Raw genomic sequence first — 15,883 nt, forward strand, 5'->3', positions numbered from 1 at the left:
GCGAGAACACAATTCCCGCAACTGTTCGGCTAACCGTCACCGGAAATCTCCGCTGTCGTAGGCCACCACTAAGCTCGCCCCGACGAAAGGACGCGCGCGACCGATGCCTCGATCCGAATACGCACATCAGCGGCGAATACACCTCACGACAGGCGCGGCATGACCGCGGACCTCATCGTGTGCGGCCTCGGCCCCGCAGGTCGGGTGCTGGCACATCGCGGTCTCGCCCATGGCCTTTCGGTCACGGCCATCGATCCGCACCCCGATCGACTCTGGTCGGCGACCTACGCCGCGTGGGAAGACGAACTGCCCGCCTGGCTGGACCCGGCGGCGGTCGGCGCGACGGTCGATCAGCCGACGGCGTGGGGCACCAGGTGCCACCGAATAGCGCGACGCTATGCCGTTCTCGATACGCCTCGACTACAAGACGCCCTCGACATCACCGACGCCGAGGTCGTCGCCGATCGGGTAGTCGACCTCGGGCGCCACTCCGTGTCGCTCGCCTCAGGGACGGTGCTCAACGGCAAGCGAGTCGTCGACGCCCGCGGCATCGCCCGCTCCCCCGCCTTGGCCGAGCAGACCGCATACGGGGTGGTTGTCGAGGGCGACCACGTCGATCCGCTGTTCATGGATTGGCGCCCGGATAACGGCGCGCACCCGCAAGCACCGCCGTCTTTCCTGTACTCGGTGCCGCTCGGCGGCGGCGCGACGCTACTCGAGGAGACCTGCCTCGCCGGGCGGCCCGCACTCGACGGCGCGGTGCTGCGCGACCGCCTGGAACACCGATTGCGTTCCCGCGGAATCGAACTCACCGGCAGCGAACCTGTCGAGCGAGTGCGTTTCCCGGTGCAGGGCGGTCGGCCGGGACGGCGAACATTCGGCGCGGCAGGCGGATTCACCCATCCCGCCACCGGATACAGTGTCGCGGCCTCGCTCGCCGCCGCCGACGCGGTAGTAACGGGGGCCTCGCCGTGGCCCGCCTCGGCGCGGGCGGTGCACGCGCTGCGGATGGCGGGTCTGCGTGCCTTGCTCGCCTTGCCGCCCGCCGATGTTCCGGTCTTCTTCGATGCCTTCTTCACACTGCCGCCTGCCTTGCAGCGGGCATACCTCTCGGGACGCACCGACCTCGGCGGCACTGCCGGCGCCATGCGGGCGCTGTTCTCCGCCCTTCCTGCCGGACCACGGCGCCGAATCGCCGCTGCGACCGTGGGGATTCCGGTTCGCTCGCGTATTCGAATGGGTTCGTTCATCATGGAATGATGCGAGCTATTTGGAAGGGCTCGATTGCATTCGGGCTGGTAAACGTCCCCGTGAAGGTCTACACGGCCACCGAGGACCACGACATCCGGTTCCACCAGGTGCACGCCAAGGACGGCGGGCGGATCAAGTACGACCGGGTCTGCACGGTCTGCGGGAAATCCGTGCAGTACGCCGATATCGACAAGGCTTACGAATCACCCGAGGGCGAGAAGGTCATTCTCACCGACGAGGATTTCGCGAAGCTGCCCGCGGCGGAGAAGCATGAGGTCCCGGTGCTGCAGTTCGTCCCTTCCGACCAGATCGATCCGATCCTGTTCGACAAGAGCTACTACCTGGAGCCGGATTCGAATACACCGAAGGCCTATGTGCTGCTCGCGACGACGCTCGAGCGCATCGATCGGACCGCTCTCGTGCACTTCACGCTGCGGCAGAAGACCAGGCTGGCGGCGCTGCGAGTGCGCGACGGGGTACTGGTGTTGCAGACCCTGCTGTGGCCCGACGAGGTCCGTGCCGCCGAATTCGAATCGCTCGACGGAGTGGCCGAACCCAAGCCACAAGAGATCAAGATGGCCGAGACACTCGTCGAGACCATGTCCGATGATTTCGATCCGAGCCAGTACACCGACGAATACCAGATCGAACTCGTGCGGGTGCTCGACGAGGCCATTGCCAGCGGCACCGGCAAGGTGGCCAGCCAGCCCGAGGCAGCACCCGCCGTAATGGATGCCGAGGTGGTCGACCTGGTCGCCGCATTGCAGCGCAGCCTGGAGGCCAGCGGTCGCCGTGCCGCGTCCGGCAATGGCGACAGCGATGGCAAGAAAACCGCCCCGGCCAAGAAAACCGCCGCCAAGGCTGCGAAGAAGACCGCCGAAAAACCGGCGAAGAAACCGGTGAAGAAGGCAGCGGCCCGCAAGGGCGCGTGACCTGCTGGCAAACTATGAGCTATGGACCCCGCCATAGCGATCGTCCCGATGGGCCTCGGACACCTCCGCCAAGTGCTCGATCTCGGACACGAGGTATTCGACATCACCGCCAAGCCGTACACCTCGTGGTCGTTGACCTCGGTGGCCGAACACCTCGACAGCCCGGACAACGCGTGCTGGATCGCCCTCGACTCCGACCGGGTCGTCGGTTTCGTACTCGGCTCGATGGAATTCGAGCACCGCGACGACTGGGCCTACCTCGAATGGATCGCGGTCTCCCCCGACATGCAGGGGCACGGCATCGCCCGCCGCCTGGTCGACGTTTGCTCGGAGGCACTGTTCGCCCGCGGCGCGAAGCGCATCGTCACCGACGTGGAAAACCGCAATGCCGCATCGTCGGCGCTGATGACCCGCAGCGGCTTCACCCCGGCCGCTACGGTCACCTTGTTCGTCCGCCCCAATCCGACCGAACCCGAACCAGATCCCGACGAAGCCCTTCCCGCGGTCGCACCGGGAACCAAACGAGCACTCATCCGGCGCGGCCGCCTTGCCGGTGAAGGGCGGGGCGCTCGCTGAGCGCGGTCCGTTCAGAACATTCCGTGCGGGATTTCGGCTGCGTCGGGCACCGGCTGCACGACGTCCCAGTGCTCGACAATGCGTCCCTCGACCAATCGCCAGACGTCGATCACGGCGAGGCCGCAATCATCGCCGGGCGGAATCATCTGATAGTGCACGACCGCATAGTCGGCATCGGTGATCACCCGTTTGATCTCCAGCCGCGCCGCGGCCACCGGCGACTTCGCGATGAACTCGATGAAGGCGTCGCGGCCGGACGGGTTGCCGGGGCTGTGCTCGATGAAGTCTTCGTGCAACAGGTCGCGTAGCACTTCGATATTGCCCTTGGCGAATTCGGCCAGACCATGCAGGACGAGTTCTTTGTTGTCGGTTGCCCGCTTGTCGTTCGTCATGCCGCAACCGTCGCAACCGCGAGGTATGCCTGTCGATTACCAGTCATGTAATGGCAGCCGATCGCACCGGGCGGCGATACTGACTCGATGGATCACGATCGCCCCGTCGGCGCACTGCTACGCGAGTGGCGTACCCGTCGCGCGCTGAGTCAGCTCGAGCTGTCGATCCGATCCGGGATCTCCGCCCGGCACGTCAGCTTCGTCGAAACCGGCCGTACCATCCCGAGCCCGGCCATGCTGGAGCGGTTCGCCGAGCACCTGAATATCCCACTGCGCGAACGCAATCGGTTGTTGCTCGCGGCGGGGCACGCGCCCGCCTATCGGCAGCGGCCGTTGGATGATCCTGACCTCGCCGAAGCCGAGGCCGCGGTGCGGCGGGTCATGGACGCGCAGGAGCCATACCCGGCGCTGGCCCTCGATCGTCGCTGGAATCTACTGTTCGCCAATTCGGCCGCCGAGATCTTCTTTCAGGACGTGGGCGCGGGGTTGCTGGAGCCGCCGATCAACATGATGCGACTCGGCTTGCACCCCAGCGGATTCGCACCGCGCGTGCGCAATCTGGCGCAGGTGCGCGGCTTCCTGCTGCCGCGCCTGGCGCGCCAGGCCGCACATACCGGCGATCCCGAATTAGCGGCACTGCACGAGGAATTGAGTCGGTACGCCACCGATACCGAACCGGTGCGCCTCGACCCGGCAGATGTCGCGCTGACCATCCAGTTGCGGCACGGCGGCACGGATCTGTCGCTGTTCAGCACGATCATGACCTTCGGCGCGGCGTTCGACGTCACGCTCGACGAGATCGCGGTCGAGTCGTTCTTTCCCGCCGATGCCGTGACCGCGGACTATCTGCACGCGCTCGCGCGCGATGCCATGGATCGTGCTGCGGCGCTGCCGGTTCCGTCGGGCGCGGACCGCTGATCAGGCGGTCTCCGCGGCGCGTACCCGGCCCTCCTCGAAGAACGCAAGCAGGTCCGCCTCGGCATTCACCTCAGCGCGTGGGAGCAGCGCTCCGAACGAGGCGTTCCAGAATTCACCGCTGCGCGGCGTCCACGGGCCGACATAGGCGTAGGGGCCAGGGTGTGCGTCGTCGCCGGGCGACACACCGTAGTTGACCTCGTTCAGGGTGGCCGACAGGTCGAAATGCTCCGGCCACAGCACCGCGGTGGCATCGGGCGCCAAGCAGCGCAGTGCCGAATTACCGAGGGCGAACCAGTCGGCGATCACCGCGGCCGCCGCCGCGTCGACCCGGATCGGATCATCGAGGTCGACGCCGGTGGTGTCTTTGTACACCCCGTCAGGTGCCTGCGGTTCGAAGCCCGCTTTCGCCGCGACCTCGCGATACGTGCCTACCAGCGGGATGCGCCACTCGGCCGACACCAGGTCGGTGCCCACCACCGAGACCGGCCACCGCACACCCCCGAATCCGCCGAGCACCGACCGCAAGCGAATGGTTCCGAACATTCGATATTGCGGGCCCGCGATCAACAACTCCCCCGCGGCATGCAATGCCAGCCGGGTCTCCCGGTACTTTGCCTCGTCCACCCAAGGAATCATTGCCGGTCAGCAGATCGCCCGCAGGTGTTTCGACACCGAAATCGTCCGAGCGCCGACTACGTAACTGTTCAGCAGTGTGCCAACCAGCCGAACACGGCGCTCGCAAGCTGATCACGGCGAGACCGACACACCAGAACACGGCGAGCGTGGCATCGCGCCCGGTGTCGGTGGAATAGAGCAGCCCGCGCACTGTGTCCAAGATGGGCGTAGCCGGTTGATACTCGGTCCGATCGACGTGGTGCACACGCACACCACCTACGGCGTCGAACACTGACCCGTGCACCGCGCCACATCGCACGAACCGGCGACGCGCCGTGGCGCCTCACCCAGCGGCAACCTCATGGGTTCGAGCCAGTTCAGCGTCTCCGGCAAGGGCGCCGATCTGGTCGGCCAGCCCGTTCAGCACGCTGTAGTATTAGCACTCTCGGCGGCGTGCACAGAATCTACGCCAGCACCTACTGCCACCCCGTCTGTTTCAAGCCCTCCAGCAGTTTTCACAGTGCAAGATATGTGCAATGCATTGTCGAGTTTCTTTGCTAACGATCTGATGGTGCAAGATCTTAGGATCAGGGCAGACGATGATCCTGGAAGGGCGATATATGGGGCTGGAGCCTGTTTTGTCGACGCGAATTCCGAAATGGTTGCATACGCTTCAATCGCGCTTATTAAGAATCCAAGCACAACCTGGACGCCCACCCCGATGATGAAGCCGATGAGCGGCACCTCGGAACCGACCTGGATCTTCGATGGCCGCCCATATGGACTTGTCGATATTACTACCCGCAGCAACGAGCGGCGAGGGGTGATCCAAATAAGTGGAGAGCACGCACGGACTCCCAGCGGCCGACTGAGTCTCACCGATGAACAGTTGCGCCGCGTTGCTGAATTCTGCATCGGGTTAACCCGCTATCTTAGGCAATAGAGTCGAGCACTTCGAACGGCCAGATCTGAACTCACTCGAGACTGTCGTCACCGTTGGCGTTGGAGTACGTCGCGTTGATTGGCGAAGCACCGGACGCCGACCATGCCGCAGATCGCATCGACGCTTGCGCACAAGTGATGGCAGCCAACGCTTTTCGGCACCGGCCCTGGAGGACCCGACCTGCTCCCGGTCCTCGGCACCGCCGCCGACCCCGATATGTCGGCGATCCTCGTGGGCGCCCGCAAACAGCCCCTGGGGCTACAGAGCGGTCATCGCCGAGATCGGCGTCACCATCGCCAAACGCCCGGGCCCCCACCCCCAAATGCGGGTTTGGTCTGGCGTCGCGTATGTGCGAACGACCAAGCGGCAGAACAAGACCGGGACCGTCACGTATCTGCAGTTGGCGCACAACGAGTGGGATCCGGTGAAGGCGAGGGGGGTGCCGAAGGTGCTGTTCACGTTGGGCACGGCTCTCGCTGAGTGAGGGTGATTACGCGGCGAGCGCATAGTCGCTGTCGGATGGCTGGTAGTATCGAACACACGTTCGAACCGGAGGGAGTCGGGTATGCGGGCGCTTCGCCAAGCCGAGATCGCCGGGCTGCTGGCCAACGACATCGTCGCGCATCTGGCCACGGTCGATGCGTCGGGATATCCGCACGTCACGCCGATCTGGTTCCTCTGGGACGACGGCGCCTTCCGTCTCACCAGCTATGCGGGGCGGCCACATCTGCGCAGGATCCGTTCGAACCCGCGCGTCGGCCTGGTCATCGATCGGGAAGCCGGGCTGCGGGCGGATTGTCAACGCCCCAATCGGCAAGTCCGCGTCATCGGTGACGCCGAACTCGCCACCGACCGAGACGGCATCTGGACCGCGCGGATCCGGGAGAAGTACCTCGATGGCCGGAGCGTTTCCGGGATGGCCGAACGAGATGTCGCCCGCGACCGGATACTGATCACGGTCACACCGAACCTGTTCATCGCTGTCGCAAGCACCTGACGATCCGCAAACCACCGAGCATGGGCGACACCGCACGCGAGGGGACACCGCGGGAAAGGAAGTGCTGGTTCGATGCCGTTTCTGGCCGGTCCGAGGGGATCCCCTGCCCCGCACCGCAGTTCCCGGACTCCGTTAAGGTTCGCTCAGTCACTGTCCGCAACGTTCTGGAGTCCCGAGTGAGCGACGACCTTGCGATCGAGCTGCGCGACGATCATGTGGCAGTGGTGGAATTCTCGCGGCCACCGTACAACTACTTCGACACCGCGCTGATCCGGTCCCTGGCCGATGCGTACGCGGCGCTGGACGAAGACCCCGACTGCCGATCAATTGTCTTGTGCTCCACCGGAAAACACTTCTGCGCTGGCGCCGACTTCGCCGGGCCGGGGATCGGCGATCCGCGCGAGCTGTATGCGGAGGCCGCGCGGCTGTTCGAGGTCGGTACTCCGACCGTGGCGACAGTGCACGGCGCGGCGATCGGAGGTGGGCTCGGGCTGGCGTTGTCGGCCGACTTCCGGGTCGCCACCCGCGAGACGCGATTCATCGCCAACTTCGCCAGGCTCGGCATCCACCACGGATTCGGACTTACCGTCACGCTGCCCGCGGTCATCGGCGCACAGAAGTCTCTCGACATGCTGACCACCGGCCGGGCCGTCGACGGGGCCGAAGCCGAAACCATCGGCCTGTGCGATCGACTGACCGCCGCGAGCACACTCCGCGACGAGGCCATCGCACTGGCTGCGCAGCTCGCGGCCAACGCGCCGCTCGCGGTGCGCTCGATCCGCACCACCTTGCGCGGCGATCTGGCCGAAAAGGTCCGTGCCGCAACTGATCACGAGGCCGCCCAGCAGGCGGAACTGATGCACAGCGCCGACTTCGTGGAAGGTATCCGCGCGCTCGGCGAACGCCGCGCGCCGAAGTTCACCGCCTCCTGAGGACTGCTCGTCGTCACCAAGCGTCTTCCGCACGACCGAAGGTGAATTCGCGCCAGAAGTCGCTGCCGAGGTGTTGTCGAGTTCCGGCGGAAGTCAGCTGTGCTGATTCTGCAATTCCCTTATCAGGATCGCGGCCTGCCTCCACAGCCGACGCCTTGGCCAGCTCCCACTGAATGTCGCGTTCGGGCTCGGGCAATATCCCACCGGCGAAATATCCGTCACCGCGCTGACCGGTCCGACGCGCCGCCGCTCGACTGCTGCCACCGATGTGGATCGGAAGCTCGCTCGTCCCTTGGGGTTTCGGGGAAGCTGCACAGATCGTCGAAGTCGAAGAACTCGCCGTGATAGCCGACCCCCTCCGGCCCGCCCGACCACAGCAGGCGCATGACGTCGATCGCTTCGTCGGCGCGTCTGCCCCGCAAACGCGGTGAGCCTGTCGGGGTCGGTGCCGTTGAACGGCGTGCTGTAGCCTCCGGGTGCGAGCCCCGCGTATCCGGAGTGACATGCCGCCGTGCGGCTTTACGCGATCGTGACCCGAATGACCGAACGCGGCATGCATCCGGCGACAAGCTGGATGTATGCCGCTCGGCCAGGAAAGGACACGCACATGATGGAGTTCCATGTTCCCGTCATCGATATCTCGTCCTACGTCGACCAGGCAAGCGATGCCGAGCGGGCCGCGGTCGCCCGTCAGGTGGATGCGGCCGCGAGCACGGTCGGGTTCATGCAGATTCGCGGGCACGGCATCGCGCGGTCGGTCCTCGACGACTTCGCCGCCGCGCTCGACGACTTCTTCTCCCTCGATCCGGCGACCAAACAGCGGTACCGGACCGCCGTCGAGTTCAACCGCGGTTACACGCCGCCGAAAAGCGAGAACCTGAGCTCGAGTCTCGGGGTGACCTCGGCAACGCGGATGAACGATTACTTCGAAGCGTTCAATGTCGGCACCACCACGGCCGATTACCCGGACCTGGACCTGCCCGCGGCGGCAGGCTATGCCGACAACGTCTGGCCCGCAGAACTGTCCACATTCCGGCAGCGGGTCCAGGCGTACTTCGCCGAGGCCGCGCGCGTCGTGCGTACCCTCACCACCATCTTCGCCGACGCCCTCGACCTGCCCGCCGGGTATTTCGACCGGTTCACCGATCACTCGCTGGACGTGCTGCGGATGAACAACTACGCCATGCCACCGGGCACCGTCGACCTCGACGGCGAACTCAAGGGCATGGGCGAGCACACCGATTACGGCATCGTCACCGCGCTGTGGGCCGACCAGGTCCCGGGCCTGCAGGTACTCGGAGCGGACGGACGCTGGCACGACGTGCAGCCCGCCGCCGACGCACTGCTGGTCAACCTCGGCGACCTGATAGCGCGCTGGACCAACGAACGGTGGCTCTCCACCCTGCACCGGGTGATGCCGCCGATCGTCGACGGCACCATCGAACGCCGCCGCAGCGCCGCGTTCTTCCACGACGGCAATTTCGACGCGGTGATCGAGACGCTGCCTTCGTGCATCGGTGCGGGCAGCAAGTACGCGCCCATCACGGTCTCCGAGCACGTGCAGGCGAAGCTGGCCGGTTCGCGTGCGCTGCAACCGAATACGAACGCACAGCGCGAGGCTGCCCGAGTACTGTCCGCGATGGACAGGTGAGACCTACTTGCGGAACTTCGCCTCGAGTTCTTTCAACGTGGCTTGTAGGTTCGCGGGATCGTTGGTCTTGAACACACCCTGGTAGCCGGTCTCGGCGCGCACGGCCGCCTCGACCTCGGGGTCGTGGTACAGCCTCGCGAGAGCTATCAGTTTCGGGTTGTCCTTGTCCGCGGCGCGGGCGGCGAAAATGTTGATGTACTGCTCGAGGTCCGGTCGATCAGGATCGTCGGTGAAGATCACTTCGTTCTTGGTCAGACCGGCGGGCCTTGCGAAGGTGTCGTCGACGAAGGCCGCGTCCGCGCTGTCAAGCGAGGGCGCGGTCAGTGTCGGCTCGATCGTGGTCAGGCGCACCTTGGAGGCGTCGGTGTCGACGTCCTCGATCTTGGAGTCCCAGCTCGCACCGCCCTCGAGCACGATCAGGCCCGCCGCGGCCAGACTGAGCAGCGGCCGCACCTGATTGGCCGGATTGTTGCTGAGGGTGATCTGGCCGCCCTTCGGAATGTCGTTGACCGACTTGTGCTTCCGTGAGTACAGGGTGAGCGGGAAGATCTCGGTGGCGCCGATCGGCACCAGAGTGTCGTTGTTGCGGACGTTGTAGTTGGCCAGGTATCGCACGTGCTGGAACTTGTTGAGATCGATCCGCTTCTGCGCCAGCGCCGGATTCGGCTGGTTGTAGTCGGTGAAGTTGACGTACTCGACCGTAATGCCCTGCTCGGCCGCCTTCTTCTTGTAGACCTCCCAGTGCGGCAGTGCGATGTCGTTCACACCGACACGGACCACGTCCGGACTGCGCTCGTCACCACATGCGACCGCACCGGCGGCAAGGGCGAACAGGATCGGGATCACCGCAACACGGCGCAGTACTCGCATTGCTCGCAAACTAGACGCCCGTCCAAGAGTTCGCGAGAGTTTTGCTCAGCACAATTCAAACCGTTGCCGCGCCCCGCGAGACATCGCTTGGATTACCGGGTTCAGAAAACGCTCGACCGGACACGGGTCCGCCGGGCACATGTTGCGACAAGCATTCGGGAGCACGAGTGAAATTCCATCGGGTACTGGCGATCCCGGTCCTGGTTGCCACCGCGGCCCTCGCCCTCACGGCGTGCGGTTCCGACGACAAGGCCTCCTCCGACACGGTAGTGCGCATCGGCACCACCGACAAGGACAAGGCCTGGGACGTCTTCGAGGAGAAGGCGAAGGAACAGGGCATCACCCTGAAGATCACCAACTTCTCGGACTACAAGCAGCCGAATCTCGCGCTGTCGCAGAAGCAGATCGACATCAATCTGTTCCAGCACCTGCAGTTCCTCGGCGCATACAACGTCGCGAACAACGCGGATCTGACTCCGATCGGCTCCACCTACATCGTGCCGCTCGGCCTGTACTCCAAGAAGCACAAGACCATCGCCGACCTGCCGCAGGGCGCGGAGATCGCGATCCCGAACGACCCGACCAATCAGGCGCGGGCGCTGTTCGTGCTGCAGGCCGCCGGCCTGCTGAAACTGTCGTCGGACACCAAGGCGCCCTCGCCGGCCGATATCGACAAAGGTGCGTCCAAGGTCAAGGTGACGCCGGTCGACGCGGCGCAGACAGCATTGTCGCTGGCGTCGGTCGACGGTTCGATCATCAACAACACCTTCCTGGATCGCTCCGGCATCGACCCCAATTCGGCTCTGTACAAGGACGATCCGAAGAACCCGTCCGCCGAGCCCTACATCAACGCGCTGGTGACGAGGGCCGAGGACAAGAACAACCCGAGGTACCAGAAGCTCGTCGAGCTATGGCACTCCCCCGAGGTGCAGCGGGCTCATTCCGAGGTGACCAAGGGCACCGCGGTCGAGGTGCGGCGCAGCGGTCCCGAGTTGGAGCAGATCCTGCAGCGGGTGCAGCAGACCATCCGCGACGGTAAGTGACCGAGCAGCAGGTCCCCGCGGTCGAATTTCGTTCGGTCACCAAGGCTTTCGGCAAGGGGGCGGATCGGCATGTCGCGCTCGACAGCATCGATCTGCGGATCGAAAAGGGTGAGATCTTCGGTGTGATCGGCTATTCCGGCGCGGGCAAGAGCACGCTGGTGCGGCTGATCAATGCCCTGGAAAAGCCGACGAGCGGCACCGTCGAGGTCTCCGGCACCCCCATCACGGGGGTGCGGGAGGCCGAGGTGCGACGGATTCGCAGAGATATCGGCATGGTGTTCCAGCAGTTCAACCTGTTCCGATCACGCACGGCCGCAGGAAATATCGAATATCCGCTGAAGGTGGCGCGGTGGCCGCGGGCAGAACGCAAGACGCGGGTCGCCGAACTGCTCGAGTTCGTCGGCCTGTCCGACAAGGCTCGCAGCTATCCCGATCAGCTGTCCGGTGGCCAGAAGCAGCGGGTCGGCATCGCCCGTGCCCTTGCCACCTCGCCATCGTTGCTGCTCGCGGACGAATCGACTTCGGCACTCGACCCGGAGACGACCCAGGAAGTGCTGCGGCTGCTGAAGAAGGTCAACCGCGAACTGGGCGTCACCATCGTGGTCATCACCCACGAGATGGATGTGATCCGTGCGGTGGCCGATCGTGTCGCGGTGCTCGCCGAGGGTCGAATCGTGGAGCTGGCGCGCACGTTCGACGTCTTCGCCGACCCGCAGGCGACGCCGACCCGGTCCTTCGTCGACACTGTCCTGCACAACCGGCCCAGCGACGAGGAGTTCCGCAGGCTCAGCGACCTGCACGGCGGCAGGTTGGTCACCGTCGACATCGACGACAAGCGCGGGATCGGCGCGGCATTGGCGACGGCGGCCAACGCCGACGTCCGGTTCGAGGTGGTGTACGGCGGCGTGAGCACGTTGCAGGACAAGACGTTCGGCAGCGTCACGCTGGCTTTGCACGGGCCCGATGATGCCGTCGACAAGGTGGTCGACGAGCTCGATCGCCGATCGGCCTGAGAGGAGCAAGCACCCATGCATACCGATTGGGACAAACTACGGCCGGTGCTGCAGGAAGCGATCGGCACCACCATCTACCTGGTACTGCTCACCTTCGTGATCGGCGGATTGATCGGGCTGTTCGTCGGGACCGCGCTGTACACCACCCGTAAGGGCGGTCTGCTCGCGAACGCCCCGATCTACTTCCTGCTCAACGTGATCGTGAACGTGGTGCGGCCGATTCCGTTCATTATCCTGCTCGCGGCGCTCGGACCGGTGACCTTGGAGGTGGTCGGCACCACCATCGGCACCGAGGCGGCCGCCTTCGTCATGATCGTCGCGGCCTCGTTCGGCATAGCGCGCATCGTGGAACAGAACCTCGTCACCGTCGATCCCGGCGTCATCGAGGCGGCGCGGGCCGTCGGCGCGGGTCCGCTGCGGATCATTCTGACGCTGCTCATCCCGGAGGCACTCGGCCCGCTCGTGCTGGGCTACACCTTCGTGATCGTCGCGATCGTCGATATGTCGGCCATGGCGGGCACCGTCGGTGGCGGCGGACTCGGCGACTTCGCGTTGGTCTACGGCTACCAGCGGTTCGACTGGCAGGTCACGCTGGTCGCGACGCTGATCATCATCGCAGGAGTCCAGGGCATCCAGTTCTTCGGCAACTTTCTGGCCAGAAAAGTATTGCGCCGCTGAACATCGACGCACGCGGCACGTTGTCGTGAGACAGTTCGCCGCGCGCATCGATGGGGTGGTCAGTGCGCGTTCGCCGTGCCCTCCGAGGTGACGATCTCCGCGGCTCGGCGGCGCGCTACCCACGGCCGCCAGCACCGGTGGCGGGTCAGGGCCGAGCTGACTGATCGCGCCGGCCAGATCCTCGTCCAGCCGTCACCGATTGTCCAAACCTCGGGATCATCGCGACATCATTCGATTCCGCAGCGGGACAACCGCTCTCCAGTCGGCGGGCCAGTTCACCAGCGCGACGACGAACATGATCGCCAGATGCAGTGGCGCGGAAACCTCTTCGTATATCGCGCCGTCATCAATAATGTGCGTGGTCACGGCCCCGGTCAGTACCAGGACCAGCATCGCGGCGCCGACGAATCGGGTCTGCCTGCGCGGAATCACCAGCAGCACCGCAGCAATCAGCTCCAGTGCGCCGACGACGAATCGCATGTTCGGGTCCAAGCCCCACTCGGCGAACTTCTCCGAGTACGCCGGGCCGAAGAAAGTCGGCCCCGGCCAGAATTTCGTAGCGAAACCGACGAAGAACTCGAACCCGAGAAACCAGTAGATGGCCGTATGCAGCCAGGCCGATGTTGAGCGTCGCGACATGTCGTTCCTCCAAAGTGCCTCACCACCTGTCGTGGCGACGACGGGTACATCCCGTCACCGCTATGACCGTGGGCGGCCGGAGGATGTGACAGCCGCCCGGCGAGTAGGTTCCAGTTCAGAACCAGCGGGACAGCAGGGTGGCCAGACCGTCCTCGGTAACCGGTGGACAGACTTCGTCGGCCACCGCGCGGACCACCTCCGGCGCCTGGCCCATGGCCACCCCGTACGCGGCCCACGCCAGCATCTCCAGGTCGTTGGTGCCGTCACCGACGGCGAGCGTGTCGTCGGCGGACACACCCAAACGGACGCGAAGCGCTTCCAGCGCAGAGCCTTTGGTGACGCCGATAGGGCTGATATCCATCCACGCCCCGTCCACTTCGTATACGCAATGTGCGCCCGGCACCTGGACGCCCGCGAGCGCGGCGGCCAGCTCGACCCGGGAGCGGTCGGGCCAGTGCACCGTCAGCCGAGTGCTCGGGGTGGACACCAATTCGTCGAGGTCCACCACCCGCAAGGTCCCGCCGAAATCCTCCAGACCGGGAAGGTGCACGGTGGTCCGCTCCCCCACACCGACCTCCTCCACCGTGAATACCGCACCGGGCAACACTTTCCGCAGCACCGCGACCGGCTCGACCAGATCGAACACGGACTGATCCAATACCGCCCCGGTTGCCGCGTCGATCGATACCGCGCCGTTCGAGCAGATTGCGGTACCTACCGATAGCCCGAGCTCGGCCAGGAAGGGCAGCGTGGCGATCGTCGACCTGCCGGTCGACAACACCACGTGGGTGTCGGAGCGCAACACCGCGCCGACGGCCGCGCGCACCGCGGGACTCATCGTGGTGTGCGCAAGGATTGGACTCACTCCATGCCCCGAGCACAGCGTGCCGTCGATATCCAGGGCCACCAGGCGTGGGCGCCAATCCGACGGTGGTATCGCATCGGATAGTGCAGGCGCTGCCATCCCGCTCCCCTTTCCGGCCTCGCGTCGACCCACGGCTCAGCTGGGCGAGCGGGGTCGGAATATTCGATCGTACTTCCACTGCGCCTGCAGGACAGTCGAATAGCCCCGGCATGCGACATCGACAAGGGCGATCGGGCCCGCTCGGCGCATCCCCCTCGGCGGCCTACCTCACTGCCCGTCGCCCGGCGCGGTGGTGATGCCGGTGCAGAACGGCTGACACGAACCAGGGGTGTACGGAACTGTCGTCGTCGATCCGTCCCCGAAATCGCCGGTGCTGACCAACACCATCACCATCACGGCGAAGACCACCACGGCGGCCAGGATGATCGCCACCAACCCCCACCGCGGCTGACGGTTTCGTGAGAACTCGTGGATCTCCAACCAGAACATCGCAGCTTCTTCCGCACTCCCCCCGCTCATCATCGCAGCCGCCGAACATCCCGACAGGACAACAGCACGACTCACATACTCGCCATCCGGTCGGCGTCCGGGTGCGGGAGCCGCACCACGCGAAGCCATTCACGCGATCCTGATCTACTCCGCCGCAAACGCCAACACCCCGACCGAGGTCGGGGTGTTGTGCGGCTCGTGCGATCGGGTCAGACCGTGAAGCCGAGGGCGCGGAGTTGTTCGCGGCCGTCTTCGGTGATCTTGTCAGGGCCCCACGGGGGCATCCAGACCCAGTTGATCTTGAGGTCGTCGACAAGGCCGCTGCGGACGAGGGCGTTGCGAGACTGGTCCTCGATGACATCGGTGAGCGGGCACGCCGCCGAGGTGAGGGTCATGTCCAGGATGGCGACTTCGTCTTGGACGGCCAGGCCGTAGACCAGGCCGAGGTCGACCACGTTGATGCCGAGTTCGGGGTCGACGACGTCGCGCATCGCCTCTTCGAGGTCCTCGAGGCGCTTGATGTCCTCCGCCGACAGCTCGACCTGTTCGATCTGCTCGGCGGATTCGGTTACTGGTGTCTCGCTCATGCCGTTTCCCCATTCATTGGCAAATCACTGCCCATCGGACGCTTGGCTTCCGCGGCGGAGGTTATCCGGACCACCGCGTCCTTGAACGCCATCCAACCGAGCAAAGCGCACTTCACCCTGGCGGGATACTTGGCGACGCCCGCGAAGGCGATGCCGTCGCCGATGACGTCCTCGTCGCCCTCGACGGTGCCGCGGCTGGCGACCATCTCGTTGAAAGAGTCGACCACCTTCAGCGCCTGCTGCAGCGGCAGTCCGATGACCTGATCGGTGAGCACCGACGTCGACGCCTGGCTGATCGAGCAGCCCTGACCGTCGTAGGAGACGTCGGCGACGTCACCGTTGTCGTCGAGCTGGACGCGCAGGGTCACCTCGTCACCGCAGGTCGGGTTCACGTGGTGCACCTCGGCACCGAACGGTTCCCGCAGCCCGCGGTGATGCGGGCGCTTGTAGTGATCCAGGATCACTTCCTGGTACATCTGCTCCATGCGCATG

21 protein-coding genes are annotated in these 15,883 nt (G+C 65.3%); 11 read left to right on the top strand and 10 right to left on the bottom strand.

Translation table 11 applies throughout. The annotated features are described in order from the left end of the window. Positions 1-159: 159 nt before the first annotated feature. Genes ACFQZZ_RS05775 through ACFQZZ_RS05785 form a run of 3 tightly spaced genes read left to right on the top strand, consistent with a single transcriptional unit; the run spans position 160 to position 2,759 of the window. On the top strand, positions 160-1,260 hold the full coding sequence (locus tag ACFQZZ_RS05775; RefSeq protein ID WP_378674989.1) for a lycopene cyclase family protein: 1,101 nt from the start codon (positions 160-162) through the stop codon (positions 1,258-1,260). Next, positions 1,260-2,183 (top strand): Ku protein, encoded by a 924-nt coding sequence (locus ACFQZZ_RS05780; protein ID WP_378676394.1) that lies wholly within the window; start codon positions 1,260-1,262, stop codon positions 2,181-2,183. The genes ACFQZZ_RS05775 and ACFQZZ_RS05780 overlap by 1 nt, the downstream gene beginning before the upstream one ends. 21 nt (positions 2,184-2,204) lie before the next feature. Further along, on the top strand, positions 2,205-2,759 hold the full coding sequence (locus ACFQZZ_RS05785) for a GNAT family N-acetyltransferase (RefSeq protein ID WP_378674992.1): 555 nt from the start codon (positions 2,205-2,207) through the stop codon (positions 2,757-2,759). A gap of 11 nt (positions 2,760-2,770) precedes the next feature. On the opposite strand, the gene ACFQZZ_RS05790 is transcribed toward ACFQZZ_RS05785, so the two are convergent. Beyond that, positions 2,771-3,151, bottom strand: a complete 381-nt coding sequence (locus ACFQZZ_RS05790; RefSeq protein WP_378674995.1) for a nuclear transport factor 2 family protein — start codon at positions 3,149-3,151, stop codon at positions 2,771-2,773. An 87-nt stretch (positions 3,152-3,238) separates the two neighbouring features. On the opposite strand from ACFQZZ_RS05790, the gene ACFQZZ_RS05795 reads away from it, so the two are divergent. Continuing rightward, positions 3,239-4,069, top strand: a complete 831-nt coding sequence (locus ACFQZZ_RS05795) for a helix-turn-helix domain-containing protein (RefSeq protein WP_378674998.1) — start codon at positions 3,239-3,241, stop codon at positions 4,067-4,069. Here the strand turns inward: ACFQZZ_RS05795 and ACFQZZ_RS05800 are convergent, their stop codons facing one another. Further along, positions 4,070-4,693 carry a hypothetical protein gene (locus ACFQZZ_RS05800; RefSeq protein WP_378675001.1) on the bottom strand — a complete coding sequence of 208 codons (624 nt, stop codon included), beginning with the start codon at positions 4,691-4,693 and terminating at the stop codon, positions 4,070-4,072. A gap of 1,283 nt (positions 4,694-5,976) precedes the next feature. On the opposite strand from ACFQZZ_RS05800, the gene ACFQZZ_RS05805 reads away from it, so the two are divergent. The 3 genes from ACFQZZ_RS05805 to ACFQZZ_RS05815 all read left to right on the top strand — a co-directional run bounded on the left by ACFQZZ_RS05805 (position 5,977) and on the right by ACFQZZ_RS05815 (position 7,556). Further along, positions 5,977-6,111 (top strand): hypothetical protein, encoded by a 135-nt coding sequence (locus ACFQZZ_RS05805; RefSeq protein ID WP_378675004.1) that lies wholly within the window; start codon positions 5,977-5,979, stop codon positions 6,109-6,111. Between the two features lie 81 nt (positions 6,112-6,192). Next, positions 6,193-6,624 (top strand): pyridoxamine 5'-phosphate oxidase family protein, encoded by a 432-nt coding sequence (locus ACFQZZ_RS05810; protein ID WP_378675007.1) that lies wholly within the window; start codon positions 6,193-6,195, stop codon positions 6,622-6,624. A 176-nt stretch (positions 6,625-6,800) separates the two neighbouring features. Then, a complete protein-coding gene (locus ACFQZZ_RS05815; protein ID WP_378675010.1) occupies positions 6,801-7,556 on the top strand; it encodes an enoyl-CoA hydratase/isomerase family protein in 756 nt (251 codons plus the stop codon). Between the two features lie 13 nt (positions 7,557-7,569). Here the strand turns inward: ACFQZZ_RS05815 and ACFQZZ_RS05820 are convergent, their stop codons facing one another. Both ACFQZZ_RS05820 and ACFQZZ_RS05825 read right to left on the bottom strand, forming a co-directional pair. After that, a complete protein-coding gene (locus tag ACFQZZ_RS05820; protein ID WP_378676397.1) occupies positions 7,570-7,830 on the bottom strand; it encodes a hypothetical protein in 261 nt (86 codons plus the stop codon). Further along, entirely contained in the window at positions 7,775-7,978 is a 204-nt protein-coding gene (locus tag ACFQZZ_RS05825; protein WP_378676486.1) for an LLM class flavin-dependent oxidoreductase, read from the bottom strand. Before ACFQZZ_RS05825 ends, ACFQZZ_RS05820 begins: the two co-directional genes overlap by 56 nt. A 188-nt stretch (positions 7,979-8,166) precedes the next feature. On the opposite strand from ACFQZZ_RS05825, the gene ACFQZZ_RS05830 reads away from it, so the two are divergent. Next, the gene (locus tag ACFQZZ_RS05830; RefSeq protein ID WP_378676400.1) at positions 8,167-9,207 is read left to right on the top strand and encodes an isopenicillin N synthase family dioxygenase; all 1,041 of its coding nucleotides are present in this window, start codon (positions 8,167-8,169) and stop codon (positions 9,205-9,207) included. A 3-nt stretch (positions 9,208-9,210) separates the two neighbouring features. Here the strand turns inward: ACFQZZ_RS05830 and ACFQZZ_RS05835 are convergent, their stop codons facing one another. Then, positions 9,211-10,077 (bottom strand): MetQ/NlpA family ABC transporter substrate-binding protein, encoded by an 867-nt coding sequence (locus ACFQZZ_RS05835; protein WP_378675013.1) that lies wholly within the window; start codon positions 10,075-10,077, stop codon positions 9,211-9,213. 167 nt (positions 10,078-10,244) lie between these two features. Here ACFQZZ_RS05835 and ACFQZZ_RS05840 point away from each other — a divergent pair, with 167 nt between their 5' ends. The 3 genes from ACFQZZ_RS05840 to ACFQZZ_RS05850 are packed head-to-tail and all read left to right on the top strand — an operon-like array spanning position 10,245 to position 12,811. Next, on the top strand, positions 10,245-11,120 hold the full coding sequence (locus ACFQZZ_RS05840) for a MetQ/NlpA family ABC transporter substrate-binding protein (RefSeq protein WP_378675016.1): 876 nt from the start codon (positions 10,245-10,247) through the stop codon (positions 11,118-11,120). Beyond that, on the top strand, positions 11,117-12,133 hold the full coding sequence (locus ACFQZZ_RS05845; protein ID WP_378675019.1) for a methionine ABC transporter ATP-binding protein: 1,017 nt from the start codon (positions 11,117-11,119) through the stop codon (positions 12,131-12,133). The genes ACFQZZ_RS05840 and ACFQZZ_RS05845 overlap by 4 nt, the downstream gene beginning before the upstream one ends. Before the next feature lie 15 nt (positions 12,134-12,148). Then, positions 12,149-12,811 (top strand): methionine ABC transporter permease, encoded by a 663-nt coding sequence (locus ACFQZZ_RS05850; protein ID WP_378675022.1) that lies wholly within the window; start codon positions 12,149-12,151, stop codon positions 12,809-12,811. A 216-nt stretch (positions 12,812-13,027) separates the two neighbouring features. Here ACFQZZ_RS05850 and ACFQZZ_RS05855 read toward each other — a convergent pair whose 3' ends face one another. The 5 genes from ACFQZZ_RS05855 to sufU all read right to left on the bottom strand — a co-directional run bounded on the left by ACFQZZ_RS05855 (position 13,028) and on the right by sufU (position 15,882). Continuing rightward, positions 13,028-13,450, bottom strand: coding sequence for a DoxX family protein (locus tag ACFQZZ_RS05855; protein ID WP_378675025.1), 423 nt, complete (start codon positions 13,448-13,450; stop codon positions 13,028-13,030). Between the two features lie 115 nt (positions 13,451-13,565). Then, positions 13,566-14,414 (bottom strand): HAD family hydrolase, encoded by an 849-nt coding sequence (locus ACFQZZ_RS05860; RefSeq protein ID WP_378675028.1) that lies wholly within the window; start codon positions 14,412-14,414, stop codon positions 13,566-13,568. Positions 14,415-14,582: 168 nt separating this feature from the next. Beyond that, positions 14,583-14,804 (bottom strand): hypothetical protein, encoded by a 222-nt coding sequence (locus tag ACFQZZ_RS05865; RefSeq protein ID WP_378675031.1) that lies wholly within the window; start codon positions 14,802-14,804, stop codon positions 14,583-14,585. A 209-nt stretch (positions 14,805-15,013) separates the two neighbouring features. Continuing rightward, positions 15,014-15,391 carry a metal-sulfur cluster assembly factor gene (locus tag ACFQZZ_RS05870; protein WP_378675034.1) on the bottom strand — a complete coding sequence of 126 codons (378 nt, stop codon included), beginning with the start codon at positions 15,389-15,391 and terminating at the stop codon, positions 15,014-15,016. Then, positions 15,388-15,882 (bottom strand): Fe-S cluster assembly sulfur transfer protein SufU, encoded by a 495-nt coding sequence (sufU, locus tag ACFQZZ_RS05875; RefSeq protein WP_378675037.1) that lies wholly within the window; start codon positions 15,880-15,882, stop codon positions 15,388-15,390. The genes ACFQZZ_RS05870 and sufU overlap by 4 nt, the downstream gene beginning before the upstream one ends. Position 15,883: the final 1 nt, after the last annotated feature.

The sequence above is a fragment of the Nocardia sp. GCM10030253 genome (genome assembly GCF_042675075.1).
In the GTDB taxonomy this organism is placed as follows: Bacteria; Actinomycetota; Actinomycetes; order Mycobacteriales; family Mycobacteriaceae; genus Nocardia.